This is a genomic window from Streptomyces albospinus (assembly GCF_014648695.1).
In the GTDB taxonomy this organism is placed as follows: domain Bacteria; phylum Actinomycetota; class Actinomycetes; order Streptomycetales; family Streptomycetaceae; genus Streptomyces; species Streptomyces albospinus.
This window is the reverse complement of the sequence record NZ_BMRP01000032.1, coordinates 5,991-32,208: the sequence shown is the minus strand read 5'-3', so window position 1 is coordinate 32,208 and position 26,218 is coordinate 5,991. Positions and strand designations below refer to the sequence as shown.

At 72.0% G+C, this 26,218-nt stretch carries 12 protein-coding genes and 1 pseudogene; 4 read left to right on the top strand and 9 right to left on the bottom strand.

Features of this window, described 5'->3' with window-relative positions:
* Window positions 1-43: 43 nt before the first annotated feature.
* The 5 genes from IEZ17_RS30790 to IEZ17_RS30770 form a co-directional block, all read right to left on the bottom strand.
* Window positions 44-2,281, bottom strand: coding sequence for an SUKH-4 family immunity protein (locus IEZ17_RS30790; protein ID WP_189305891.1), 2,238 nt, complete (start codon window positions 2,279-2,281; stop codon window positions 44-46).
* Window positions 2,278-9,213 (bottom strand): toxin glutamine deamidase domain-containing protein, encoded by a 6,936-nt coding sequence (locus IEZ17_RS43950; protein ID WP_189305889.1) that lies wholly within the window; start codon window positions 9,211-9,213, stop codon window positions 2,278-2,280. The genes IEZ17_RS30790 and IEZ17_RS43950 overlap by 4 nt, the downstream gene beginning before the upstream one ends.
* A 200-nt stretch (window positions 9,214-9,413) precedes the next feature.
* Entirely contained in the window at window positions 9,414-9,803 is a 390-nt protein-coding gene (locus IEZ17_RS30780; protein WP_189305887.1) for a hypothetical protein, read from the bottom strand.
* 171 nt (window positions 9,804-9,974) lie between these two features.
* Window positions 9,975-10,571, bottom strand: a complete 597-nt coding sequence (locus IEZ17_RS43125; protein ID WP_229852819.1) for an SUKH-4 family immunity protein — start codon at window positions 10,569-10,571, stop codon at window positions 9,975-9,977.
* 473 nt (window positions 10,572-11,044) lie between these two features.
* Window positions 11,045-11,254, bottom strand: a complete 210-nt coding sequence (locus IEZ17_RS30770) for a helix-turn-helix domain-containing protein (protein ID WP_308427727.1) — start codon at window positions 11,252-11,254, stop codon at window positions 11,045-11,047.
* On the opposite strand from IEZ17_RS30770, the pseudogene IEZ17_RS30765 reads away from it, so the two are divergent.
* Window positions 11,226-11,513 (top strand): annotated as a pseudogene (locus IEZ17_RS30765) (thiamine pyrophosphate-dependent enzyme); the annotation flags it as partial. The gene IEZ17_RS30770 and the pseudogene IEZ17_RS30765 sit on opposite strands and share 29 nt — an antisense overlap.
* 113 nt (window positions 11,514-11,626) lie before the next feature.
* Here IEZ17_RS30765 and IEZ17_RS30760 read toward each other — a convergent pair.
* From IEZ17_RS30760 to IEZ17_RS30750, 3 genes are read right to left on the bottom strand one after another with little or no spacing between them, the layout of a single operon-like run.
* Window positions 11,627-12,274 carry a TetR/AcrR family transcriptional regulator gene (locus IEZ17_RS30760; protein ID WP_189305883.1) on the bottom strand — a complete coding sequence of 216 codons (648 nt, stop codon included), beginning with the start codon at window positions 12,272-12,274 and terminating at the stop codon, window positions 11,627-11,629.
* Window positions 12,271-14,391 carry a YhgE/Pip domain-containing protein gene (locus IEZ17_RS30755; RefSeq protein WP_189305881.1) on the bottom strand — a complete coding sequence of 707 codons (2,121 nt, stop codon included), beginning with the start codon at window positions 14,389-14,391 and terminating at the stop codon, window positions 12,271-12,273. The genes IEZ17_RS30760 and IEZ17_RS30755 overlap by 4 nt, the downstream gene beginning before the upstream one ends.
* Complete coding sequence (locus IEZ17_RS30750) at window positions 14,363-15,127, bottom strand: ATP-binding cassette domain-containing protein (protein ID WP_229852818.1); 765 nt, start codon at window positions 15,125-15,127, stop codon at window positions 14,363-14,365. The genes IEZ17_RS30755 and IEZ17_RS30750 overlap by 29 nt, the downstream gene beginning before the upstream one ends.
* Window positions 15,128-15,350: 223 nt before the next feature.
* On the opposite strand from IEZ17_RS30750, the gene IEZ17_RS30745 reads away from it, so the two are divergent.
* The 3 genes from IEZ17_RS30745 (at window position 15,351) to IEZ17_RS30735 (ending at window position 24,156) form a co-directional block, all read left to right on the top strand.
* A complete protein-coding gene (locus IEZ17_RS30745) occupies window positions 15,351-18,290 on the top strand; it encodes a discoidin domain-containing protein (RefSeq protein WP_229852817.1) in 2,940 nt (979 codons plus the stop codon).
* A 118-nt stretch (window positions 18,291-18,408) separates the two neighbouring features.
* Window positions 18,409-22,524, top strand: coding sequence for an ABC transporter ATP-binding protein (locus tag IEZ17_RS30740; protein WP_189305876.1), 4,116 nt, complete (start codon window positions 18,409-18,411; stop codon window positions 22,522-22,524).
* Window positions 22,525-22,686: 162 nt separating this feature from the next.
* A complete protein-coding gene (locus IEZ17_RS30735) occupies window positions 22,687-24,156 on the top strand; it encodes a S28 family serine protease (protein ID WP_189305874.1) in 1,470 nt (489 codons plus the stop codon).
* Window positions 24,157-24,239: 83 nt separating this feature from the next.
* Here IEZ17_RS30735 and IEZ17_RS30730 read toward each other — a convergent pair whose 3' ends face one another.
* Window positions 24,240-26,084 (bottom strand): glycoside hydrolase family 3 protein, encoded by a 1,845-nt coding sequence (locus IEZ17_RS30730; protein ID WP_189305872.1) that lies wholly within the window; start codon window positions 26,082-26,084, stop codon window positions 24,240-24,242.
* Between the last annotated feature and the right edge of the window lie 134 nt (window positions 26,085-26,218).

Genomic DNA, 26,218 nt, shown 5'->3' with positions numbered 1-26,218 from the left:
AGCAAGGGCCGGCCGGCGGTTTTGTCGTTCGGGGCTGCCGCGGTCACTCGTTGTGCAGCGGGTACGTCCAGGCGCCGGCGCCGGCACCGTCCCAGTCCACGGTCCACAGGGCGTCTTCGATGTGCTGGCGCAGGAGGTGGGACTCGTCGCTGTTGTCGATGTCGGCGAGGATGCGGCGGCCGGTGAGCCAGAGGGCGGCCATGGTGAGGAAGTTGTCCAGGTCCGTGGCGACCAGGACGCCGCCCTCCGCGGTGGGATCGTCGATGCCGCCCGGGCGGCGCAGGATGCGGCCGGTCGGTCCGTCGACGAGGATTTCGCCGCCCATCCAGAGGCCGATCTGGAAGAACGGGCCTGTCTCGTCCGGCTGTTGCGGGTGCTCTTCCGGCCAGGGGATTTCCCACAGGAAGCGCTCGTAGGACGGTTCGAGGCGCAGTCCCCGTTCGGTGATGTCGGGGAGTCCGGTCCCGGTGAGGATGCGGCGGGCGGTCGGGTCGGTGAGGCCCTCGGGGAGGTTTCCGGGGGCTGTGGCGACCCACGCCTCGGCGCCGTGGAGATCGGCAAGGTCCTGCGGCGAGGGGTCGGGGGCGTCGGCGGGCGTGGCCGGGCCGGCGGCCGTGGTGGCGCCGAGGAGGGGAGTCGCGTCGGGGCGGCGGAGTCCGGCGGCATCCGCACCCGGCTGTGGCCGTACGGCGAAGAGGCCGCCGGCGCCGGCCACGACGATGGTGGGGTCGAGGGCGTCGGCGGTCAGGGAGACGAAGAGGAGCTCCTCAAGGGCGCCTTCCCAGTCGTCCGCGGCAGGTGCGGCGCCACGGAGTTCGCGGAGTGCGGTCGGCCCGGGGGTGTCGTGACCGCCGGTGGCCCAGGTGAGGGCGGGCCGGGCCTCGGCGGGGAAGCCCTCGCCCGATGCCCAGGGGCCGGCGAGGAGTTCGCCCGAGGCCGGGTCCCATACGCGGATGCCGTTGCTGCGTCCGCCGTCGGAGAGCACGGCGGGGCGGCCCTGCCACCGTACGGAGAACAGATTGCCGATCGAGCCCGGGCGGAGGTAGGTGTGGTGGTAGCCGCCCGGGGGGCGCCAGTGGGTCCAGAGGGTCTGCCACGGGAGTCGGATGCCTGAGCGCTCGATGGCGCCGGCGAAAGCGGTGTCCCTGCGGGCGGTGGCCATGAGGTGGAGCCAGGCCGCCCAGGTGGGCTGGTCGGTGCGGGCGAGGCCGTACATCTGGAGATGGACGGCGTCGGCGGCGGCGTTGTTGCCGGGGAGCGAGCCGTTGTGGGCGCAGTGTGCGGCGTCGAGGAGGGAGCGCTGGGGGATCTGGGCGATGACGGTGCCGTCGGCGAGCAGTTCGTCGAAGAGGCCGGCCTGGACCGCGTGCATGGCGATGCCCTCGGCGGCGTAGCGGCCGATGCCGCCCGAGGCGGCCCAGCCGTCCGGGTGGCGGAAGTCGGCCGCGCGCTCCCGCAGCCAGGCGACCATGTGGCGGCCGACGGCTGCCTGGAGCTCCGGGCCGTGCGCCCGGCGGATCGCGTCGGCCGTCCCCTCGTCGAGGAAGCCGACCTGGCCGTCCGCGCACCGGAGGTGGCCGGTGAACTGCTGGGCCAGGGAGGAGAGTTCCGCGTCGTCGGCAGGCGGCCCGGCGTCGGATACCGGGGCGGGTGCGGTGAGGCCGGCGGCGGTGGCCGCCATGATCAGCTCGCGCCATACGGCGAGCGGGACCTGCCGGGGTTCCGAGAACGCGAGGGCCTGGACGGGGAGCGGCAAGTCCGCCGGCGCGGGCGCTCCGGAGCCCGCCTCGGCCGAGTCGTCGAGGCGCAGGGTGACGCTTCCGGTCCGCTGCACGTGGTCGGCGGACACGGCGAGGACCACACCGAGGCCGTCGGTGATGCCCAGCCGTGCGGCCAGCTGACTCACCAGCTGCTCGGGCTGGGCGGAACGGCGGGTGGGACCGGCGGACCGGGCGTGGCCGATCAGGACCAGGTGGTCCTCGTCCAGGTCTTCGACGGCTTCGTCCCAATCCCACGGAGAGCGGGCGGACTCCGGGACACCGATGCCCTCCAGCAGCTCCTGGAGCAGCTCCTCCGCCGTCCTGCCGGTGGCGTCGAGCAGCACGCTGCCCGGAACGCCGTGGTGCACCTGCCGCACCACGGCGTCGACCGCCGGGCCGTCCCGCTCCACGGCGAGCTGCACCCGGCCCGCGTCGTCGCGGCCGTGCTCCCACCAGTCGAGGATGCGGGCGACGGCCTGTTCGGTGGTGTGGCGGGGGTGGTCGGGGGATGGTTCGGTCACGCGTCACTCGCTTGCGGCTGAACGATGTGCAGCATCGACTTGGCCCAGATCGCGCCCACGGCCGACAGATGCCTGTCCATCTCGGCTTCCATCTTCTTCTCCGGCTGCGACCTTACCTTGCCCACCTGGGTGTTGATCGTCTTGCTGATCGACTTCAGCGCCTCGCGGCGTTGCTTTTCGTCAGGAATCTGCTTCGCCTTGTCGATCTCGGCGGCGTACTGCTGATGCAGCTTCTCGCGCTCCTGCTTACGGGCCTCCACACCGGCCGGGTCGGTGCGGTACGTCGTGCTGTAGTACACCGGCTTGCCGTGCATCGCTTCGTGGCCTTCGAGCAGCCTGGAGCAGTGCGCATGCCCCTGTCCCGTACCGCAGGGCTCGCGTTCCGTGTACAGGCTGGCGACCGTGTACTTCTTCCCGTCGGGCTGTAGCGAATTCTGCCGGTCCACCCAGTCCAGCAGGTGCTTTTCGGAGTGCCTGGGCGTCACGGCCTGGGAACCGGCGGGGACGGAGGAATCCACGATGTACGTGGTTTTGCCCTCGTGGTCCTTCACCTCGACCACCGCGTAATTCTTCCCGGAGAAGTCGGGCTTGTGCCGGTCGACGGAATCGACGATCGCATTGACCTCGTCCGCGTTCGGCCGGGCCTTCTTGCTGCCGGTGAGCTGCTCGTGCAGGGACGCGATGTCTTTTCGGGTATCGGCGTCCCGGCGGTACTTGGTCGGGAAGTTGGAATTGGCGTCCTCGCGGGCCTCGGCACTCACGGACCGGTCGTACGCCTTGGCCGGGTCCGGGGTTCCGTCGGCGCGGTTGCCGGCGTTGGCGTACGGCTGGGAGTCGTGGTGGGGGTTGTGGCCGACGCCCTGACTCTCGTGGTAGTCGCTGCTGACGCGGGCGAGCGTGGCGACGACGGCCATCCGCTCGCCGTCGTTCATCCGCCGGAATTCGTCGCCGAGGTGGTGCTCCAACTCCTGGTGACTGAAAGCGGTCGGCGGGACTTCCTCACCCTCCTTGAGCGCCTTGCGCTCTGCCTCCAGACGACGGTGCGACTCCTCCAGGAGACCGGAGAGCCGTCCGTCCTCCGCCCACTTGTGCATCTGCTCGTGGACATGGTCCAGCTCGATGCGGTGAACGGGCGACTCCTCGCGCAGGGAGTGCTGCTCCGCGTCCGGTTCGATGCCGTGCTGCTTCGCGTCCGCAGCTTCCTTGTCCGGCAGCGGGCGCCGGTCGTGGTCGTGCTCGGCGTCCGGCATGTGCTCGTCGTGATCGCCGTGGTGGTCCAGCTTGGGCTGCTTGTGCGGCGACCCTTCCCCGTCGATCTCCATGGGCTCCGGGGAGAGCGAGTGCTTCTGCCCCGCGTGCTGCGGACCGGACGGATCGGGCGGCGGCAGCGCACCGGGCTTGCGGGGCACCGGAGCCTCGTGCGGATGCCCGGAGTTGCCGTGCGCCGGTGCATGCTCCGCGTTCGGGTGGTGCTCGGCGTTCGCGTGCTCCGGGGTGGTGTGGTGCTCCGAGTCCGTGTGATGGTCCGGGTTGGCGTGGTGATCCGGGTGCGTCGGGTCGGAGTGGTGCGGGGCGGGCTCCTGCGCGGGGTCCTTGGGGTGGTGTGCCCCGTTGCCCTCGTGAGTGCCGTTGCTGTGGTGGGTGCTGTTGCCGTCGTGAGTGCTGTGCGCGCCGTCACCGTCGTGAGCGCTGTGGGTGCTCGGTGCGTCGTGGTGCGTGTTCGGGGTGTCGTGCGGCGTTTCGGTGTGGTGGGTGTCGTTCTTGCCGGCGGGGGTGTGGTGCGTGTCGGGCGTACCCGCCGGGTGCTGGGTGCCGCCACCGTGCTGCTGGTTGGGGGTGTGCTGCTGGTGCGGTACGGGTGCCTGCTGCTGCGGGTGCTGTACCTGCGGCTGCTGGGGGTGTTGCTGTTGCGGCACGTGGGGTTGCTGCTGCGGGTGCTGCGGCTGGCCCTGGTGCGGCTGCTGGTACGGGTTGTGAGGTTGCTGGCCCTGGTGCTGCTGGTAGGGGTTCTGCGGCTGGTGTTGCTGGTGTTGCTGGTACGGGTTCTGCGGCTGGTGTTGCTGGTACGGGTTCTGGGGGTGTTGCGGCTGGGCCTGGTGCTGTTGGTAGGGGTTGTGCTGCTGCTGCGGCTGGCCGTGCTGGGGCTGCTGGGTCTGACCCTGGCCCTGGTGCTGCTGCTGGTGCTGCGGCTGCGGTGTCTGCTGGTGGTTCTGGGGCTGGGCCTGGTGCTGGCTCTGGTCGGGGTGCGGCTGCTGGGGCTGCCCGTGCTGAGGCTGCGGCTGACCGTTCTGCGGCTGGTGCTGCTGCGGCTGCGGTGTCTGCTGCTGCGGCTGGTGCTGCTGGTTGTTCTGGGGGTGCTGCTGGTTCGGGTCGTGCTGCGGCTGTTGCTGAGGCTGGTGGGTCTGGGGTTGCTGCTGCGGCTGGTGCTGCTGCTGGTTTTGGGGCTGGGGCTGGGGCTGGGGCTGGGGCTGGGGCTGGGGCTGGGGCTGCTGGGTCTGGTGCTGGGGTTGGTTCTGCTGAGGGTTCTGGTGCTGGTTCTGCTGGGGGCTCTGGGCCTGGGCCTGCTGCTGGTGTTGGGCCTGGGCCTGGTGCTGGGCCTGGTTCGGCTGCTGGTTCTGGTGGGCCGTGGGGTCGTACGGGTTGCGGTTGCCGTCGAGGGTCAGGTGCCAGACGCCCTCGGCGTTGGTGTGGATGGGCTGGTGGCTGATCTCGCCGGTCTGGCTGTCCACCCATACGACGCGGCCGTTGTGGTTGACCGCGTTGAAGACGTGCGCACCGCCGCCGCTGCCGTCGGGGTTCTTCGGCCAGGTGACGAGGACGGCCGACGCGGAACCGTGCCCGGACTGCTGGAGTTCGTGGGCGATGTTCTGGTACGCCTCGTGCGAATTCTGGCCGGAGTGCCGGAATTCGGTGCCGGCCCACTTCTGGATGTTGTTGGTGCCTTCACGCTCACCGCTGACGCGGTCCAGGCCGCCGTGCCCGTCGTTGTCGTACGTACGGACCGCGGAGACCTGGGGGTTGCCGTACCAGGACTCGATGAACGAGCGGGTGCAGTCGGCGCAGTTGTTGGAGCGGCCGGGGACGGCCGGACCGCCGTCGTTCTGGTAGCGGGCCCAGGGCTGGAACGGGTCGGCGTGGACCTGCGGGGTGCCGTCCGGGTTGCGCGGGAAGTGGTGCTCCAGCGCCTGCTGGTCGTGCGGGAACGGCGAATACAGGCCGTTGGGCTGGTGGTTGAGGCTCGCCCGGATGTCGTGGAGGTTCGGCCGCGGGGGGTGGTTGGGCTGCTGCTCGTGGTGCTGCTGTTGGTGCTCCGGCTGCTGGTGGTCCTGGGGCTGCTGCTGGTTGTGGTGCTGTTGCTGGTTCTGGGCGTGCTGCTGGTTCGGGTTCTGGTGCTGGGGCTGCTGGTTTTGCGGGTGCTGCTGCTGGTTCTGGGGGTGTTGCTGGTTCTGGGGGTGCTGCTGAGGGTTGTGCTGGGGGTTGTGCTGTTGGTTCGTCGGCTGCTGGTGCTGACTCTGGGGCGTGGGCTGCTGACGGGGGTCCGGGTGGTGCGGCTGCTGCGGCGTCGGCTGGTGCTGCGGCTGCGGCTGCTGCTGGCGCGGGTCCGGGTGGTGGGGCTGGGGCTGGTTCTGGTTGGGGTGCGGCTGCTGCTGCGGGTGTTGCTGGTTGGGGTCGTGCGGACGCTGCTCCTGCGGGCGCGGCTGCTGAGCTTCCGGGCGGGGGCGCGGCGTCTCCGGACGGGTCGCGTCGGGGCGACGCGTGTCCGGGCGGGTGTTCTCCGGGCGCGGGGTGTTGGGGTGCTGGGCGTCCGGGCGGGTGTTCTCCGGGCGGGGAACGTTCGGCCGGGTGTTCTCGGGGCGCGGCGCGTCCGGGCGGGGCTGGGCCTGGTCAGGGTGCGGCTGACGTGGGTCGGGGCGCCCGTTCTGCGGGTGGTTGCGCGGGTCGTCCGGATGCGTGGCGTCCGGGCGGGGACGCGGAGTGTCCGGGTGCGTGGTGTCGGGGCGCGGGGTGTTCGGGCGCGCGTTGTCCGGGTGCGTCGTGTCCGGCCGGGCGTTCTGGGGGTGGGTGGTGTCCGGCCGGGGGGTCTCGGGGTGCGCGTTCTCGGGGCGCGGCGTGTCCGGACGCGGCATGTCCGGGCGGGTGTTCTCCGGACGCGGGGTGTTGGGGTGCTGGGCGTCCGGGTGGGCGGTTTCCGGGCGCGGCTGGGTGTTCTCGGGGCGCGGCTGGGCGTTCTCGGGGCGGGGAATGTCCGGTCGGGTGTTCTCGGGGCGCGGCTGAGTGGGAGCGGTGTCCGGGTGCGGCTGGTTGGTCTCCGGACGCTGGTTGTGCGGGCCCTGCTGCTCGGGGCGTACGGGCTGGGTCTGCTCGGGGCGCGTGTTCTCGGGCCGTACGGGCTGGGTCTGTTCGGGGCGCGTGTTCTCGGGCCGTACGGGCTGGGTCTGTTCGGGGCGCGTGTTCTCGGGCCGTACGGGCTGGGTCTGTTCGGGGCGCGTGTTCTCCGGCCGTACGGGCTGGGTCTGTTCGGGGCGCGTGTTCTCCGGCCGTACGGGCTGGGTCTGCTCGGGGCGGGTGGTGTTCGGGTGGACCGGCTGGGTCTGGTCCGGGTGTTGGGGGGACCGGGGCTGCTGGCTCGGCTGAGGCCGGGTGGGCTGCGTGGACTGGCTGGGGGCGGGGGTTTCGGGCCGGCGGGTGGGGCCCGGGTTGGTGGGTGCGGTGGTGGGGCGCGGCGTGGACGGCTGGCGGTCCTGGGCGCGCTGCTGGGGGACGTCGCGGGTGGGCGAGGCGGCGTCCGGGCGGCGGTGGGGCTGCGAGGGGGTGTCACTGGTCGGGCGCGGCGCGCTGGTCGAGGGCGCGCTGGTGGTCGGCGTGCTCGGGGCCGAGGTGGTGGGTGCGCCGTGGGTCGGCATGGTGGTGGGCATGCCCGTCATCGGGGTGCCGCCCTGGGGGCCGCCCTGCTGCGGACTCTGCTGCGGGGTGGGGGAGTTGGGGGCGGTGTCCGCGGTGTGCTGGGTGGGCTGGGGCGCGGTCATGGTGTCGGCGGACTGGGTGCGAACGGTGGTGTCGTTCGCGTCGCCGTCGTGGTGGACCGGGCCGCCCGAAGAGGAGTCACGCGGCTGGAACGGCTGGCCCGAGGAGTGCTGCACGGGGGCGCCCTGGGTGGGCATGCTCACCTGCGGCGTGGCGGGACGCGCGCCCCCGCTGGAACCGTCGCCCCCGCCGCTGCCATAACTGGAGTGGTCGGTGTTGGAAGGCGGGTTGCCGGCGCCGGAGTCATGGGACGGCGACGGCGACGGCTGCGGGGCGGATGCCTGCTCGCTGTGTGAAGTGCCCTCGGAGGAGGGGGAGTTGGACGGCGGGGCGGCATGCTCCGGGGCGGGCGGAGCGGCGTGCTCCGGGGTGGGCGGAGCGGCGTGCTCCGGGGTGGGCGGAGCGGCGTGCTCCGGGGTGGGCTGGGTGCTGACCGGGTCCGGCGTGTGCCCCTGGGTGGGGTGCGTGCTGACGGGCTCGGCCGGAGCCGACTCCGGCGTGGGGTGCGTGCTGACAGAGTTGGGAGTGTGCTCGGGGGTCGGCTGAGTGCTGATCGAATCCGGGTGCGGGGAGTTCGGGGCGTGGCTCGATTCGGGCGACGGCCCCGACTCCGGGGTGTGAGTGTCCCCGTAAGGGTTGTTGTGGCCGCCCTGGTAGCCCTCGTCGAAGGGAGAGCGGTGCTCCGGGGGCGGGAGGGGCTGAGCGGTCGGGGTGGGGTGGCTCGTGCCGGAGCCCGAGTTGGTGTGCTCGGGGGTGGTGGACGGGCTGCTGCCGCTGTTCTCGCCGGGGCGCGGGGTGTGGGAGGAACCGCCCGATCCGGAACCCGATCCGGAACCCGATCCCGAACCGGAACCTGACCCCGAACCGCTGCCGGAGTGTCCCTCGGAGCCGCTGCCCGAGCCGGAGCCGGAGCCCGACCCACTGTGCTCGCCGGAACCCGATCCGGAGCCGGAACCCGAACCGCCGTGTTCGCCGGAGCCGCTCCCCGAACCGCCGTGCTCGCCGGAGCCGCTCCCCGACCCACCGTGCTCGCCGGAGCCGCTCCCCGACCCACCGTGTTCGCCGGAGCCGCTTCCGGAACCGCCGTGTTCGCCGGAGCTGCCGCCCTCGCTTCCGTGCTCGCTGCCGTGTTCGCCGCCGCCGTGCTCACCGCCATGGCCGGCCGCACGGTCCAGCCCGCCCTTGGCGTGGTGGCCTGCCTTGCCGCCCAGGGAGTCGCGGAAGTTCGTGGCGAAGTTCTGGCCGGTGTTCTTGAGCGAGTCCTCGGCAGCCTTGGCGCCGGCCTTGAGGCTGCGGTTGACGTCGAAGCCGCTCTGGGCCCCGAACTCCATGTTGACGCCCTGGGTGATGGCGTCGGAGATCATCTTTTGCAGCGCGTCCATGGCGGGCTGCTTGGCGGTGTTCAAGGCCGCGTCGACGAGCGACTTGGCCGCCTCCTTGAGGATGCGGCGCACGATGAGGCGGGTTGCTTGTGTAGCGCCCGCCGCCCCTATCTCGGATAGCCCGAGTGTGAACGGGGCCGCCGCCTGGGCCGCGATGATCTCCGCTGCGAGGATCGCCAACTGGGCGATCACCGCGACTTTCATGCCGACGATCACCACGGATCCCGCGTCCATCGCGAAGGCGATGAGCTCGGCGGCCTCACGGGCGTCGTTCATGTACCCGTTGCCGCCGTTGGCGGAGAACTTCTCCCAGTTCTTCTGGAAGCCGTCGATGCTGTCGCCCTTGTTCGCCGACAGGACGTTGCCGGCGGCGGTGGCGCCCTCGGACTGGAGCTGTTCGACGGCGTTCGCGAACTCCCGCCAGTGGCTGGCGGACTCGTTCATCTTGTCCTCGTCGCCCGTCGGCCAGTCGTAGCCGAGCATCTGAAGGACCCACTCCAGCCAGCCCGGCAGCATGAGTGACATAGCGGTAATCCCCCGTAGGACAGCGAAGCGACGATGGAGAAGACGGAGACGGAGACGGAGACGGAGACGTAGGCGGAGAAGGCGGGAAAGCGGCGGAGATGGGGAGGGGTGGGGGAGCCCGCGGGTGCGGACTCCGGGTTCAGGGGCCGGGAGGCCGGCCCCTTGAGGCGGCGGGCGGGCAGGCGCCTGCCGCGTGGTGATCAGGCTGAGACGTTGGGCGCCTTGACCTTGCTGATCATCTCGCTCTCGGCCTCGGCGTTGGCGACGTGCTGCTGCATCAAGGAGTGGTTGAAGTCCTCGTTGCTCTCGTGGTTGTTGGCCATGGTGGTCAGCGCGCCGCCGATTTCCTGGAGCTTGGCGGCGAGATGCCCCATCGACTCGTACATACCGTCACGCAGGCCTTCGTAGACGACACCGAACTTCTGGCCGATGTTGTCGTCGCCCCAGGGCGGGGTGCCATTGCCCTCCAGGTCGGTCAGCCCGTTCTGCAGCTTCTCGACCGCGGACTGGTAGCGCTCCCCGACGTTGGTGAAGGCGCTGCCCCCGGACTTCAGCGACGGTACGTCTGCTTGCAGTCCATCTCCGGCCATTGCTTCCCCCGTTCAGGGCTCTCGTCGCATACTGCACAGCGTTCAACAAAGTTTAGTCGCGCGTACCGACAACTCATCAAGACGCCTGCTGTCACAGGGCTGTCACCGATGCGAGCCGGATCATCGTCCGCGGACGCATCGCGACCTGATCGGTCCGATCGGTCCGATCGGTCACGACGTCCCCTGGCGGCGGGTTCGGCGGTAGAGCGCGATGGCCGTTTCCGGCGGGAAGTTCGGCACGTAGGTCACTTCGCCGTCGCTCTTGGCGATGACGATGTTGGCGCCGCCCGGACTGGAGGGCAGGGCGGTCGGGTCCTCGGGGGCCGGCCAGCCGGCCTGGACGAGGTAGCCCTCGTCGAATTCGTGGACCAGGAGCGAGACCGGGCCGTCCGGGGAGCCGACCGGCGGGAAGTACGCGCGGCCGATGTCCCGGGCGTGTTCGGCGGAGGTCGGGATCACCTGGGGCGCGGGGCCGCCGGCGGGCTGCTGACCCGGTGCGGTGCTGGGCGGGAAGGGCGGCGGGAGCGGCGGCTGGGCGGGTGCGGCCTCCGCCGGATCGCCAGCTGCATTGCCAGCCGCATTGCCCGTCGGATTGTCAGCCGCATTGCCCGCCGTGTTGCCCGTGGTGGCACCCCCCGGGTTGCCCGTGGCGGCGCCCCCCGTGGTTCCCTGCGGGTTCGCCCCGGGGCCTCCGGTGTTCGCCTGCGGGCTCGCCCCGGTGGTGTCGCCCGTGGCGCCGCCGGGGCCGCCGGATGCGGAGTCCGTCATGGAGGTCCCTCCCCTGTTGCTCGGTCTTGTCGGCTGTCATGACGTGTGGTCAAACCGGAGTCAAGATCGTGTCGGGGCCGGGGGTACGGCGAGCCGACCCGATCCGCGATCAAACCTGACGTCCGGTTCTTATGGATCCAGGTCAACTTAACTGACGTTGCGGAGGCGTGGGCGGTTCGCTGCCGCAGTCGGCACCCGGGCTTCATGGACCTTGAGTCCAGGGCGCATTGTTTGCCTCGGATGCGCTGCTTATGGTGGATGTGCCGTTTGCTGCCGACATGCGCCCCGCTTGCCGTGGATATGCGGTTTGTCGTTGATGCGTCGAGGGGGCGGGGTGCGGACACGTACGTGGGCGTGGACACGTACGTGGGCGTGGACACGTACGTGGACGCGGTTGCGAGGGTGGTGGTGCGGCGCGATTCCTGGTGGGGGCACCTCCTGTTGCCGGGGGCGCTCGTATCGGGGCGCGACGCTCACGCCGGTGGTGGGTCGCGGTCCAGCGACCGGAGGGCGAACCAGAGTTCCATACGGACGTCCGGGTCGTCCAGGTCGGTGTCGACGAGGGTGCCGATACGGGTGATGCGCCGGCGGACGGTGTTGCGGTGGATGCCCAGGGAAGTCGCCGTACGGTCCCAACTCCCGGGCAGGAACAGCCAGTACGACCTGCCGGTGACCTGGCTCATCGTGGACGACGGCGGGTACGGCATCCTCCGCGCGTACATGACCGACGCGTTCGGGGAGACCACGGCCGCCGCCACCGAGCCGACCCGCCCGGACGTCGTCGCGCCGGCCGAGTCGTTCGGCGTCCCCGCGGTCCGTACGGCCCAGGAGCGCCTCACCGCGGACCTGGCGGCGGCCTTGGTCGCTCCCGGCCCCTCGGCCGTCGTCCTCCCGGCCGTCGTCCTCCCGGCCCGGCTGCGGATGTTCGCCGCCACGCAGCTGGTTGACGGTACGTCAGCCAGGTGCGTGGAAGGTCCGGCGCGCTCGGGGCGGCGAACGCCCGGGCACCCGCGGGGACTTCCCCTGGGTACCTGCCCGGGTGCTTCCCATGTGCCCTAGGCGGCGGCCGTCCCCACCCTCCCCTGCACCAGCTGGGAGAGCGCCGCGTGGACCTCCTCCACCGAGCGCTCCGGCTGGAAGGACTGCCAGTCCAGGGCCGCGACCAGCACCATGCCGAGCAGCGCGGAGGCGGTGAGCGGGACGTCGAGTTCGTCGCTGAGCTCGCCGACCCGTACGGCGTCGTGCAGGACCGATTCGACGACGGTCAGGGCGCGGCCCCGTACGGACGTCAGGGTCGCGCGCCAGGTGCGGTTGGTGCGCCACAGTTCGGCGACGTAGAGCTGGGTGAGGGCGGGGGCGCCGGCGATGAAGTCCAGGCCGGCGCGGATCATCGCGTCCAGGGCGTCGATCCGGGTGCCGCCCCGGGAGGTGACCTCGTCGGCTGCGGTCCGCAGGGAGGCCGCGAGGAGGTCGATGCCGTCCCGGAGGAGTTCCTCGTAGAGGACGTTCTTGCTGGTGAAGTTGTAGTAGACGGTGCCCTTGGCGACACCGGCCCGTTCGGCGATCTCGTCCACCGTGGTGGCGGAGAAGCCCTGTTCGGCGATGAGCGTGACGGCGGCCTCGAAGAGCCGGCGCCGGGTCGAGGTGCGGCGGGGGGCGGCGCCGTCGCCGGCGCCGCCCCCGTTGCCGGAGCGGGTGCTCACAGGCTGAGCTCCGGGTGCAGGTCCTTCATCCGTACGACCTGCCGGCTGCGGGCCGCGAGGGAGGTGAGGGCCAGCGCGCCCAGCGTGAACGCGGCGAGCACCGCGCTGCCCTGCCAGACGATGGCCAGGTCGCCGCCGGTGATCAGCCGGCGCAGGCCGTCGACGACGTAACTCATCGGCAGGAACGGGTGGATGGCCGAGAAGAAGCCGGGGCTGGTCTGCACCGGGTAGGTGCCGCCCGCCGAGGTCAGCTGGAGCATCAGGATGACCAGCGTCAGCACCCGGCCGGCCGGTCCGAAGAAGGCGCTCAGCAGCTGGATGACGGCGGTGAAGCAGGCGGTGGCCAGCAGCAGGAAGCCGATGGTGGCGCCCGCGCGGGCCATCTCCAGGCCGAGGGCCCAGTGCAGTACGGCCATCAGGGCCAGCACCTGGATGACGCCGATGGCGAAGGCCGGCAGCCACGAGCCGAGGGCGATCCGCCAGCCGGGCGCGCCCGCGGCCAGTGCCCGCTTGCCCAGCGGCTGGAGCAGCATGTACGCGACCATCGCGCCGACCCAGAGGGAGAGCGGGATGAAGTACGGGGCCAGTCCGGTGCCGTAGTTGGGCGCCTTGTGCATCGACTTGGCGGCGAGTGCCACCGGGTCGGACATCACGCCGGTGCGGGTGTCGCGGTCCTTCTTGTCGTAGTCGGGAATCTTGGCGACGCCGTCGTGCAGGCCGGTGGCCAGCTGGTTGGCGCCGTCCTTGAGCTTGTAGAGACCGCCGCTGAGCTTCTCGGCGCCGTCGTGGGCGGTGCCGAGGCCGTTGTGGAGCTGGCCGGCGCCGTCGGCGACCTTGCCCGCGCCGTCGGAGAGCGCGCCGATGCCGTCGGCGAACTGCCCGGCGCCCTGGGAGACCTTGTGGGCACCGGCGTTGAGCGCGTTGATCTGGCCGATGGCGGTGTCCGCCCGCTCGGCGATGCCCGGGGCCTGCTGGGCGACCATCACGGCGCCCTGGTGCAGCTCGCGCAGCTTGGTGTGCCACTGGCCGAAGTCCGTGTGCGCGATGGTGTCGTTGACCTTCTCCGCCGCGTCGGCGGCGATGGCGGTACCGTCCGCGATCCCCTTCAGCTTGGCGCAGTCGAGGTCGGTGGAGACGAGCCCGCCGCAGCGCTGCTGGTACAGGTCCGAGGCGTTGTCGGCGTTCTTGCGGGCCTGCTGGGCGGCCTTCGCGGAGTCGCCCGGGAGCTTGCTCAGGTCGTCGTCGAGCTTCTGGCTGAGGTCGGCGACGATCTGTGCCTTCTCGCCGATCTCCTTGCCGTGCTCCCGCAGGAAGGGAAGGTCCTTCCGGGCGATGCCCTGCACCTTCTCGGCGAGCTGCTGGGTGCCGTCCGCGACCCGGCCGGCGCCCTGGCTGAGCTGCCGGGCTTTCGAGGCGGCCTGGGCCGCGCCCGTGCTGACGTCCCCGGCCCCCTTGCTCAGATCCCCCGCGCCCTGGTTCAACTTGCCCAGCCCGTCGGCCAGTTCGCCGGTCTTCTCCTTGGCGGTGCCGAGGCCGTCGTCGACCTTGCCGGCGCCGTCGGCGGCCTTGGCGGTCTGGTCGTGCAGGTCCGAGAACGACACGAAGATCTTGTCGAGGAAGGCCCGGGAGGACTTCGCCGAGGTCTTGGCGCGGATCTCCGAGAACACCGTCTTGGAGATCGAGCCGACGATGTAGTTGTTGGCGTCGTTGGTGCGGACCTGGAGGGCGCCGGTCTGCGGGTCGTCACCGGCGCTGGAGGCGATCCGCCGGCTGAAGTTCTCCGGGACGGTCAGCGAGAGGTAGTACTTGCCCTCCTCCAGGCCCTTGGCGGCGTCCTTGGCGCTGACCTCCTTCCAGTCGAAGGTCTTGCTGTCCTTGACGTTCCTGGCCAGATCGGCGCCGGCGGTCAGCTTCTTGCCGTCGGCGGTGGCGCCCTGGTCCTCGTTGACCAGCGCCACCGGGATCTTGTCCAGGCGGCTGTACGGGTCCCAGAAGGAGCAGAGGTAGAGCGCTCCGTACAGCAGCGGGATGAGCATCAGGGCGACCAGGCCCAGCCGGGGGAGCTTCCCCCTGCCGAACCGCCGGAGCTCAAGCGCGGCCAGTCTCGGCGAACGCATGCGCCGCTTCCTCCTTGTGGGTGTCGGGTGTGGTGGTGGCCGGGGCGGTGGAGACGATCAGTGCGTCCGCGGGGGCGTCGCTGCCGGCGGCCACCACGGTGGTGCCCTCCAGCGCGACGTCCCGGAGCGACTGCCAGGCCAGGGCGCGCTCTTCGGGAGACAGCTTGAGGTCGACGTCGTCGACGGCCAGCAGCCGCGGCCGGTGCATGACCGCGAGTGCGATGGACAGCCGCAGCGCTTCGAGCCGTTCGAGGTCGCGTACGCAGGTCCCGAGACCCTTGGGCAGGGTGTCGGGGTCGAGCCGGGCAGCCGCCAGTGCGGCGTCGATCCGGGCCCGGGTGGCTTCCTTGTGGCGGCGGCCCCAGGGGAGCGCGCCGGCCGGTGAGCCCTGGAGACGGGGGCCCAACAGGGCCTGTTCATGGAGGTGTTCGGCGACGGTGAGGGCCGGTTCGAGGTCGGCGACGCCCGGTACGTGTGCGAGGGCGGTACGGCCGCGGACCGTGCCCATCCGCTTGGGCAGCGGGAGTCCGGCGACCGTGGCGTGGCCTTCGGTGATCCGCATCCGGCCGGTGAGCGCGAGCAGCAGGCAGGTGCGTCCGGAGCCGGACGGGCCCTGGATCGCGATCAGCGCGCCGGGTTCCGCGGTGATGTCGACACCTCTGAAGGCCCATCCCCGTGGGCCCTCCACTCCGATTCCCCTGGCGTTGACGGCCGCCCCCTGGCGGGTGGTGTCCACAACCCCTCCTTTGTTCTGACTGGTCAGTCTAAAAGTGTGCCGCATGTGTGGCCGTATTGACCAATCGGGGGGCCTTCGGCGCCAAGGTGGCTGAAAACGGTCGGTCCGGAACGGGTGACCTCGGGAGGCCCGGCGCCATAGGGTGCGCAGAGGTTGGCGGGGGTCGACGCTGAGTTTGTGCCGTCACGCGCGGTACTGCGTGTGACGGCAACGACGGAGAACCATGGAACACACGGACCACAGGGATCAGTGCGGCCGTAAAGGCCACACAAGCCACACGGGCCACGCGGGCAACGAGGACCGCGCAGGCCAGGAGGGGGACATAGGCAGCGGGGGGAGCGCTCACCGCACGGGTTGCGCAGATCGCTCGGATCGCTCGGATCGCTCGGATAACACGGATCGCACGGACAGTGCGGATCGCCCCGCCGCCGGCCGCTCCCGGGGAGCGCTCGCCGCGCTGCTCGCGGGCACGCTGGTCGCGGCCCTGGCGCCCGCCGCCTCCGCGGCCCCGGCGCCGGCCGGGGACCACCAGCCGTCCTGTACGGGCGACGGCTGGGCCGCCACCGCCACCGCCATCGACCCCAAGGACAGCCACCACGCCTACGTGGGCAACGGCTACCTGGGGCAGCGGGTCCCGCCCAACGGCACCGGATACGCCGCCCCCGGAGGAACCACCGGCTGGCCCCTCAAGACCCCCGAATACGACGGGTCCTTCGCCTCCGGGCTCTACGCCAAGGGCCCCCAGGACCTCCAGGGTCGCCAGGCCATCGCCGCGCTCCCCACCTGGACGACGCTCGACGTCACCACCGGGGGCGCACACGGTGAGACCTTCTCCTCCGCCACCCGGCCGGGCCGCATCACCCACTACCGCCAGACGCTGTCGCTGCGCTGCGGCTTCGTCCGGACGTCGCTGACCTGGACCGCCGCCGACGGCCGGGCCACCGACCTGGTCTACGACGTCCTCGCCGACCGGGCCGACGCGCACACCGGCGCCGTACGGCTGCGGATGACGCCCCATTGGAGCGGCCGGGCGACCGTCACCGACACCCTCGACGGCCGCGGCGCACGGCGGATGCAGCCCTCGGGCACGCCGGGCGCCGGCCCCGACGGCACCCTGGCCGTCGGCTTCCGCACGGACGGGACCGGGACCGAGGGCGCGGTGGCCTCCACCCTGCGGGCCGGCCCCGGCGTCGCCGCCGGACGGCCCCGGCCGCAACCGCGCACCGGGCAGCCGCAGCAGAACGCATCCGCCGCGAAGCTGAGCAGCAGCCAGCAGCTGACCTTCCCGGTCCGCCGCGACCGCTCGTACGAGCTGACCAAGTACGTCGGGGTGGACACCGCGCTCACCTCCCGCGCCCCGCGTACCGCCGCCGAGGCCGCGTCGCGCCGTGCCGCGGACGGCGGCTGGCGCGCCCTGTTCGCCCGGCACAGCGCCGCCTGGCAGCAGCTGTGGCGCAGTGACATCGAGGTGGCCGGGCAGCCCGAGCTCCAGTCCTGGGTCCGCTCGGCCGAGTACGGACTGCTGGCCGCCACCCGCGCCGGCAGCGCCAACAGCATCGGCCCCACCGGCCTGACCAGCGACAACTACGCCGGCGAGATCTTCTGGGACGCCGAGACCTGGATGTACCCGGGCCTGCTCGCCGCCCACCCCGACCTCGCCCGGTCCATCGTCGACTACCGCTACCGCACCCGGGACGCCGCCCGCGCCAACGCGCGGCGGCTCGGCTACCAGGGGCTGTTCTACTCCTGGACCAGCGGCGGCAAGGGCGACCTGTGGACCGAGTGCCACAGCTGGGACCCGCCGCACTGCAAGACCCAGAACCACCTCATGGGCGATATCTCGCTCGCCACCTGGCAGTACTACCTCGCCACCAAGGACACCGCCTGGCTGCGCTCCCGCGGCTGGCCGGTCCTCCAGGGCATCGCGGAATTCTGGGCCTCCCGGGCCACCCGCAACGCCGACGGCAGCTACTCGATCAAGAACGTCGCCGGGCCGGACGAGTACAGCAACGGCGTCGACGACGCGGTCTTCACCAACGCCGGCGCCGCCACCGCCCTGCGGAACGCCGCCCGCACCGCCACTCTCCTGGGCGAACGGGCCCCGGCTTCCTGGACGACCATCGCCGACAAGCTGCGGATCCCCTACGACAGCACCAAGAAGGTCTTCGAGCAGTACGCCGGGTACAAGGGGACGACCATCAAGCAGGCCGACACGGTGCTGCTGATGTACCCCCTGGCCTGGCCCATGAGCCGGCAGCAGGCGGCCGGCACCCTCGACTACTACGCCGCCCGCACCGACCCCGACGGCCCGGCCATGACGGACTCGGTGCACGCCATCGACGCCGCCGCCATCGGCGAGCCCGGCTGCGCCACGTACAGCTATCTGCTGCGCGCCGTCAAGCCGTTCGTCCGCGGGCCGTTCGCGGAGTTCTCCGAGGCCCGCGGCGAGAAGGCCGGCGCCGAGGACCCGCACGCCGGCAAGCCCGCCCAGGACTTCCTCACCGGCAAGGGCGGCTTCCTCCAGACCTTCACCAACGGGCTGACCGGCCTGCGGCTGCGCGAGGACCGGGTGCACCTGGACCCGATGCTGCCGCCGCAGCTGTCCGCCGGCGTCACCCTGCGCGGGATGCACTGGCAGGGCAGGACGTACGACATCGCGATCGGCGCGCACCAGACGACGGTCCGACTGACCTCCGGGGCGCCGATGCGGATCGAGACGCCCGAGGGCGACAAGGTGGTCAGCCGCGGCGTCCCGGCCGTCCTCAAGACCCGCCGCCCTGATCTGGCCCCGACCTTGAACGCCGCCCGGTGCGCCACCGCCACCGCGACCTCCGAGGAGCCGGGCATGTACGCGGGCGCCGCGGTGGACGGCAACGCCACCACCGCCTGGGTCCCGGACGCCGCCGACGGCACCCTCACCGTCGACCTCGGCCGCACCACGGCCATCGGGCAGATCACCCCGCACTGGACCGCCACCAGGCCCACGTCGTACGCCGTCCAGATCTCGCGGGACGGCAAGCACTGGACCGGGACCGGAAACGCCGGCCGCAGCCAGGCCCGGTACGTACGGGTCGTGGTGCACGGCGTGCCGGGCACCGGGCCCGACGGCAAGCCGAAGCCGCGTCCGGGGATCACGGAGCTGACGGTGCAGCGCGCGCAGTGACGCCGTAGACGGACAGGCCGGGGGCCATCGCGGCGATCCGCGGTGGCCCCCGGGCTTGTGCAGCGCCGGGTTGGTTTGTTGCGGCGGGATGAAATCCGCCGCCCGCGGTGTTGGTGCCATGCGGTGGACGACGCATGGGAGGCATCGGGTGGCGGGGACGGACACGGCACGAGGGGGCTGGGCGCGGCGGTTGACGCGGGACTGCTTGCAGTACCGCAAGGACGTCCTGCTGGCGCTGGGCGCCTCGCTCGCGGGGATGGCCGTGATGGCGCTCGTCCCGCTCATCCCGAAGCTGATCATCGATGACGTGATCGTCCGGCATGAGCGGACCCTCGCCCCGTGGGCCACCCTCCTGGTCGCCGCCGCCGTCGTCGTGTACGCCCTCACCTACGTCCGCCGCTTCTACGGCGGCCGGCTCGCCCTGGACATCCAGCACGACCTGCGCACCCGGATGTACGACGCGATAGCCCGGCTCGACGGCCGGCGGCAGGACGAGCTCAGCACCGGCCAGGTCGTCGGCCGCGCCACCAGTGACCTCCAGCTGATCCAGGGCCTGCTGTTCATGCTCCCGATGATGATCGGGAACGTCCTGCTGTTCGTGATCTCGCTGGTCGTGATGGCGGTGCTGTCGCCGCTGCTGACCGTCGTCGCGCTGGCCGTCGCCCCGGCCCTCTGGTTCATCGCCCGGCGCAGCCGCGCCCGGCTCTTCCCGGCCACCTGGTACGCCCAGGGCCAGGCCGCCGCGGTGGCGACCGTCGTCGACGGCGCGGTCTCCGGCGTCCGGGTCGTCAAGGGGTTCGGACAGGAGGAGCAGGAGACCGACAAGCTGCGCGAGGTCAGCCGCCGGCTGTTCGCCGGCCGGCTGCGCACGGTCCGCCTCAACGCCCGGTACACCCCCGCCCTGCAAGCCGTCCCGGCCCTGGGCCAGGTCGCGATGCTGGCGCTCGGCGGCTGGATGGCCACCCAGGGCCACATCACCCTCGGCACGTTCGTCGCGTTCTCCACGTATCTGGCCCAGCTGGTCGGGCCGGTCCGGATGCTGGCGGTGATGCTGACCGTCGGCCAGCAGGCGCGCGCCGGCGTGGAGCGGGTCTACGAGCTCATCGACACCGAACCGACCATCGAGGAGCGCCCCGACGCCCACGAACTGCCCGCCGACGCCCCGGCGACCGTGGTCTTCGACAAGGTCACGTTCGGCTACGCACCGCCCGGTGCCTCCCCCGGGGAGGACGGCGGCGCCGCCGCCCTCCGCCCCGTCCTGGAGGACTTCTCGCTGCGCATCGAAGCCGGCGAGACCGTCGCCGTCGTCGGCACCTCCGGCAGCGGCAAATCGACCGTCTCGCTGCTGCTGCCCCGCTTCTACGACGTCTCCGCGGGCCGCGTCCTGGTCGGCGGCCACGACGTCCGCGAGCTGACCCTGGAGTCGCTGCGCGCCGCCATCGGCCTCGTCCCCGAGAGCAGCTTCCTGTTCTCCGACGCGATCCGCGACAACATCGCCTACGGCCATCCCGAGGCCACCGACGAGCAGATCCGGGCCGCCGCCCGCGCCGCCCAGGCCGACGGCTTCATATCCGAGCTCCCCGAGGGCTACGACACCAAGGTCGGCGAGCAGGGCCTGACCCTGTCCGGCGGCCAGCGCCAGCGGGTCGCGTTGGCCCGCGCCATCCTCACCGACCCCCGGCTGCTGGTCCTGGACGACGCCACCTCCGCGGTCGACGCCCGCGTCGAGCACGAGATCCACGGGGCGCTGCGCGGTGTGATGGCGGGCCGCACGACCCTGCTGATCGCCCACCGCGCCTCCACCCTGGCGCTCGCCGACCGGGTCGCCGTCCTCGACGGCGGACGGCTGGTGGACATCGGCACCCAGGAGGAGCTGGCGGAGCGCTGCGCCCTCTACCGCAGGCTGCTGACCGACCCGGAGGAGCTGGGCGGCATCGAGCACGACCCGGCGGGCGCGGTGGCCGAATGGGGTCTCCCCTCCTCGAACGATGTGGAGAGCTCGGGGAACTTCGACGGCGAGTTCGCCGCGGCCGGGACCAGCGGCGTGCTCGGCCGGCCGGCCGGCGGCTCCGTACGGCCCGACGGCCTGGTCGACGGCGCGCCCGGCGACACGGAAGACCGCGCCGCCGACCGCGAGGCCGAAGCCGCGGCGGTCGCCGGGATCACCCCCGAGCTGTGGGTCCGCCGCGAGCAGGAGGCCGAGGCGGGCGCGGCCGGCCCGGCGCCCCGGGCCGCCGGCGCCGCAGGGCCCGGCCTGGCCGCCGCGACGGCCGGCATGCCCGCGACCCCCGAACTGCTCGACCAGGTCGCCGCGTTGCCCCCGGCCACCGACACCCCGGACATCGACGAGGCCGCCGCCGTCCGCCCCGAGACCTCCTACGGCCTGCGCCGGATGCTGCGCGGCTTCGGCCCACCGCTCGCCGCCGCCCTCGCCCTGGTCGCGGTGGACGCGATCGCCTCCCTGCTGGTGCCGGTCCTCATCCGGCAGGGCATCGACGAGGGAGTGCGCCGCGGCGTACTGGCCGGCGTCTGGACCGCGGCGAGCCTCGCTCTCATCGTCGTGCTCGCCCAATGGGCCGCCCAGATCGGCTCCAACCGCATGACCGGCCGCACCGGCGAGCGGGTCCTGTACTCCCTCCGCGTCAAGATCTTCGCCCAGCTCCAACGCCTCGGCCTGGACTACTACGAGCGCGAGCTGACCGGCAAGATCATGACCAGGATGACCACGGACGTGGACGCGCTGTCCACCTTCCTCCAGACCGGCCTGGTCACCGCCGTGGTCTCGATGCTGACCTTCTTCGGCATCCTCATCGCACTGCTCGCCATCGACGTCCAGCTCGCCCTGGTCGTCTTCGCCACCCTCCCGCCGCTGATCGCCGGCACGTACTTCTTCCGCAAGCAGAGCGTGAAGGCGTACGAACTCGCCCGCGAGCGGATCAGCGTCGTCAACGGCGACCTCCAGGAGAGCGTCGCCGGACTCCGCATCGTCCAGGCGTTCCGCCGCGAGGGCCACGGCTCCGAGCGGTACGCGGCCCGGAGCGACGCCTACCGCCGGGCCCGGGTGCGCGGCCAGTTCCTGATATCCGTCTACTTCCCCTTCGTTCAGCTGCTGTCGTCCGTGGCGGCGGCCCTGGTACTGATCGTCGGCGCCGACCGGGTGGGCGCGCACACCCTCACCGCCGGCGCCCTGGTCGCGTATCTGCTGTACATCGACCTGTTCTTCGCGCCCGTGCAGCAGCTCTCCCAGGTCTTCGACGGCTACCAGCAGGCGTCCGTCTCGCTGGGCCGAATAGGCGAGCTGCTCGGCGAGCGGACCACCACCCCGGCCGCCGAGCAGCCCCGCCCGGTTCCCTCGCTGCGCGGCGAGATCGCCTTCGACGCCGTGCAGTTCCACTACGGCCGACACGACGAACAGGCGCTGGCCGGTATCGACCTCACCATCCCCGCGGGCCAGACGGTGGCCTTCGTCGGGGAGACCGGCGCCGGCAAGTCCACCCTCGTCAAGCTGGTCGCCCGCTTCTACGACCCGACCTCGGGCGCCGTCCGGGTGGACGGCACCGACCTGCGCGACCTGGACCTGACCGGCTACCGCCGCCGGCTCGGCATCGTCCCCCAGGAGTCCTACCTCTTCGCCGGCACGGTCCGCGACGCCATCGCCTACGGCCGTCCGGACGCCACCGACGCCGAGGTGGAGGCCGCCGCGCGGGCCGTCGGCGCCCACGCCATGGTCGCCACTCTCGACGGCGGCTACCTCCACGAGATCGCCGAGCGCGGCCGGAACCTCTCCGCCGGCCAGCGCCAGCTGCTCGCCCTGGCCCGCGCCGAACTCGTCGACCCCGACGTGCTGTTGCTCGACGAGGCGACCGCCGCCCTGGACCTGGCCACCGAAGCCGTCGTCAACCAGGCCACCGACCGCCTCGCCGGCCGCCGCACCGCCCACCCGTCGCCCGACCTTCCCCAAGCCCTCAACTCCTCCCCCACTCTCAACTCCGTTCGAGCGGGGGGACCCCCATGCGCAGGGGAGACCCCAATCCCCTCATCGAGCTCTGGCGCGCGCACCACCCTGATCGTCGCCCACCGGCTGACCACCGCCGCCCGGGCCGACCGGGTGGTGGTGCTGGACCACGGCCGGATCATCGAGGACGGCACCCACGCCCAGCTGCTCGCCCGCGACGGCCGCTATGCGGAGCTGTGGCGCACGTTCACCGGCGAGGAGGAGCCGCTGGCCGTATAGGGCCGGTCTGATGGGTGCGGGCCGGGCAGGCTCCGGCCCGCACCCGCAGCACCCGGCGAAATCAGGCCACCGGGGCGTCACCCTCGCCGCAATGGAGGCTGGTGGCGCCCCTTCCTCGCGGATATGTTCGGCCCGACCTTTGCTATCCCAAGGGGAGGGTGCATGCGCAAGGCCAGACGATGGCTGCTGTCGCTCGCGGTGCTCATAGGCACGGCAGGAACCGTCAGCACACCGGCAGGAGCGGCCACCGCCGCCGAGCCGAACCGCTCGGACGTCAGGAACGCCGGCAGTGCCACCACACAAGGCGGCGACGGCCAGGACATCAAGGACCGGATCCTCGCGATCCCCGGTATGAGCCTGATCGAGGAGAAGCCGGTAGACGGCTACCGCTACTTCGTCCTCGACTACACCCAGCCGGTCGACCACCGGCACCCGGAGCGGGGCACCTTCCAGCAGCGGCTGACCGTGCTGCACAAGTCGGTGGACCGCCCGACGGTGTTCTTCACCTCCGGCTACAACGTCAGCACCACACCGTCCCGCAGCGAACCCACCAAGATCATCGACGGTAACCAGGTCTCCCTGGAATACCGCTACTTCACCCCGTCGCGGCCCACGCCCACCGACTGGAAGAAGCTGGACATCCGGCAGGCGGCCACCGACCAGCACCGCATCTTCCAGGCGCTGCACGCCCTCTACCCCAAGAACTGGATCGCCACCGGCGGCAGCAAGGGCGGCATGACGGCCACGTACTACCGCCGCTTCTTCCCGCACGACATGAACGGCACCGTCGCCTACGTCGCCCCGAACAACACCGACCGTGCCGACGCCGCGCCCTACGACCGCTTCTTCGCCACCGTCGGCAGCGCCCGGTGCCGCGCCGACGTCGCCAAGGCCGAGCGGGAGGCGCTGCTGCGCCGCGACGAGATCGTCAACCGCTACGCGAAGTGGGCCGGCGAGAACAAGCGCACCTTCACCCTGATCGGCAACGCCGACCGGGCCTACGAAGTCCTCGTCACGGACCTGGTGTTCGGCTTCTGGCAGTACCAGCCCGCCGAGACCGCCTGCGCCGCGATCCCCGCGCCCGGTGCCTCGACCGACGCGCTGTACCAGTGGATCGACAAGGTCGGCGGCTTTGACTCCTACACCGACCAGGGCATGGAGAAGTTCCTGCCGTACTACTACCAGGCGGGCACCCAGCTCGGTGAGCCCACGTACCACTACCCCAACATCCAGGACCTGCTGCGCTACCCCGGCATCAACAACTCCCGCTCGTTCGTGCCGCGCGAGATCCCCATGGCGTTCGACAAGCGCGCCATGCCGGACGTCGACCGCTGGGTGCGCCACCACGCCCGGCACATGATGTTCGTCAACGGGCAGTACGACCCCTGGAGCGCCAAGCACTTCGAACTCGGCAAGGGCGCCCGGGACTCGTACGTCTTCACCGTCCCCGGGGGCAACCACGGTGCCGACATCGCCAAGCTGAAGGACGCCGACCGCACCAAGGCCACCGCCGAACTCCTGTCCTGGGCGGGCCTCCCGGTCCCCGCGAACGGCCGGGCCACCGCCCGGGCCCCGTACGACAAGAACCTGGACCGGCCGGAGCTGCACCGGATGACGACCCTGCGGCCGTGACCGCACCGCCCGCGCGGTGACGGGCTCCCCGCGACCCGGATTGCGGCGTCGCGGAGAGCCGACCCCCAACAGCCCTGCCGGGCTCAGTACTTCAGCCCGTGGCCGATCTGGTACAGCGCGGTCTCCGGCGCGTCCGCGCGCATTATCGCCACCGGCAGCCGGCCCGCCGGATCCCGCCGGCCGGCGATCACCCGGGCCGCCGCCCGCAGCTCCACATCCGTCCACGAATAGCTCGCCAGCGCCACCCCGACACCGTCCAACTGCGCGATGTCGTACGGATTGCGGACCGCCAGCTGCACCACCGGCTTCCCGGTGGCCAGCAGCGCGCCGACCAGATCCCGCTGCGGCGACGACGCGGTGACGTTGTACGTGGCCACCACCACCGCGTCCCGCTCCGCCAGCGCCGCCGTCGCCCGGTCGATCTGCGCCCGGGTCGGCGCCATCCCGGTGGGCAGCGCGGTGGCCGTGAACCCGAGCCCGTTCAGCGCCTGTGCCAGGACCTTCGTGGGCGGGCCCCCGCTGCCGGACGGTGCCGCCGCGTCCGCGCCCACCACCAGCACCCGGCCCTCCCGCCGCCGGGACAGCGGCAGCACCCCGCCGTCGTTGCGCAGCAGCGTGGTGGTGCGGTCCGCGATCCGGTCCGCGACGGCCAGATGGCCGCGGGTCCCCACCACCCGGTCGACCGCCCGGTGGGTGGTGTACGGGTCGGCGAACAGCCCGCGGCGCTCCTTGAGCAGCAGGATCCGCAGCAGCTTGGCGTCGATGTCCCGTTCGCTCAGCTCGCCGTCCGCCAGGGACTGGAGGACGGCGCGGTAGGCGACGGGCAGATCCGGCGGGTTCAGCAGTTGGTCGGCGCCGGCCAGCAGCGCCAGCACCGGCACCCGGGCGTCCCCGTACTTCTCCCGTACGCCCTCCATGCCCAGCGAATCCGTCACCACCACCCCGTCGAAGCCGAGGCGTTCGCGCAGGATGCCGGTGAGGATCGGACGGGAGAGGGTGGCCGGGTCACCGCTGGGGTCGAAGGCGGGCACGACGATGTGCGCCGTCATGATCGCGTCGATCCCGGCGGCGATCGCGGCCCGGAACGGCGGCGCGTCCAGCCGCTCCCACTCCTGCGCGGAGTGGTGGATGTACGGCAGCCCGACATGGCTGTCGGTGTCCGTGTCGCCGTGCCCGGGGAAGTGCTTGGCGCAGGCCGCGACCCCCGCGCCCTGATAGCCCTCCACCTGCGCGGCGACCATCCGGGACACCGCCTGCGGATCGGCGCCGAAGGACCGTACGCCGATCACCGGGTTGGCCGGGTTGACATTGACGTCCGCGTCCGGCGCGTAGTCCTGCCGGATGCCCATCGCGAACAGCTCCTGCCCGGCGATCCGCCCCGCCGTACGGGCGTCCTCCCGGGATCCCGACGCGCCGAGCGCCATCGCCCCGGGGAACAGCGTCGCGGGCGCGCCGATGCGGGCCACTATGCCGTGCTCCTGGTCCGTGGAGATCAGCACCGGTACGGGGACGCGCAGCGCGGCGGCGGCCTCCTGGATTCCGTTGGAGAGGTCGGCGATCTGGTGCGGATCACGGGTGTTGTGCGCCCAGTTGAAGTAGATGATGCCGCCGACCCGGTACCTGGCGATCAGCTCGGCGGCGTCGGCGACCCCGATCTCCTTCCGGTTGGCCGCCGCATCGGCCGGATCCGGGGCGGTCGCGGAGTGCCCGTACACCCGCATCACGAAGAGCTGCCCCACCTTCTCCTCGGGCGTCATACGGGCGACGATCCGGCGCAGCCGGTCCAGGGTGGCGGGAGACGGCGGACGGGCGGGGGAGGGGGACGGGGCAGCGGGCCGGGGTCCGACGGCGTGCGCGGGCCCGTCGCCGAGGGCGGCTGCGGCGGCTGCCGCGGCGGCGGTGGTCAGGACGGTACGTCTGGAGTGCATCTGCGCTCCTTCCGGGGGGCTTCCTCGAACACGTGAAGGAAACTTCCAAGGAGAAACGGATAGCCGGAAAGCACGGGCCGGTCAATGACCCACGGACCCTGCGCCGCCCAGGGATTGCGGGGCGGGCGGGGGTG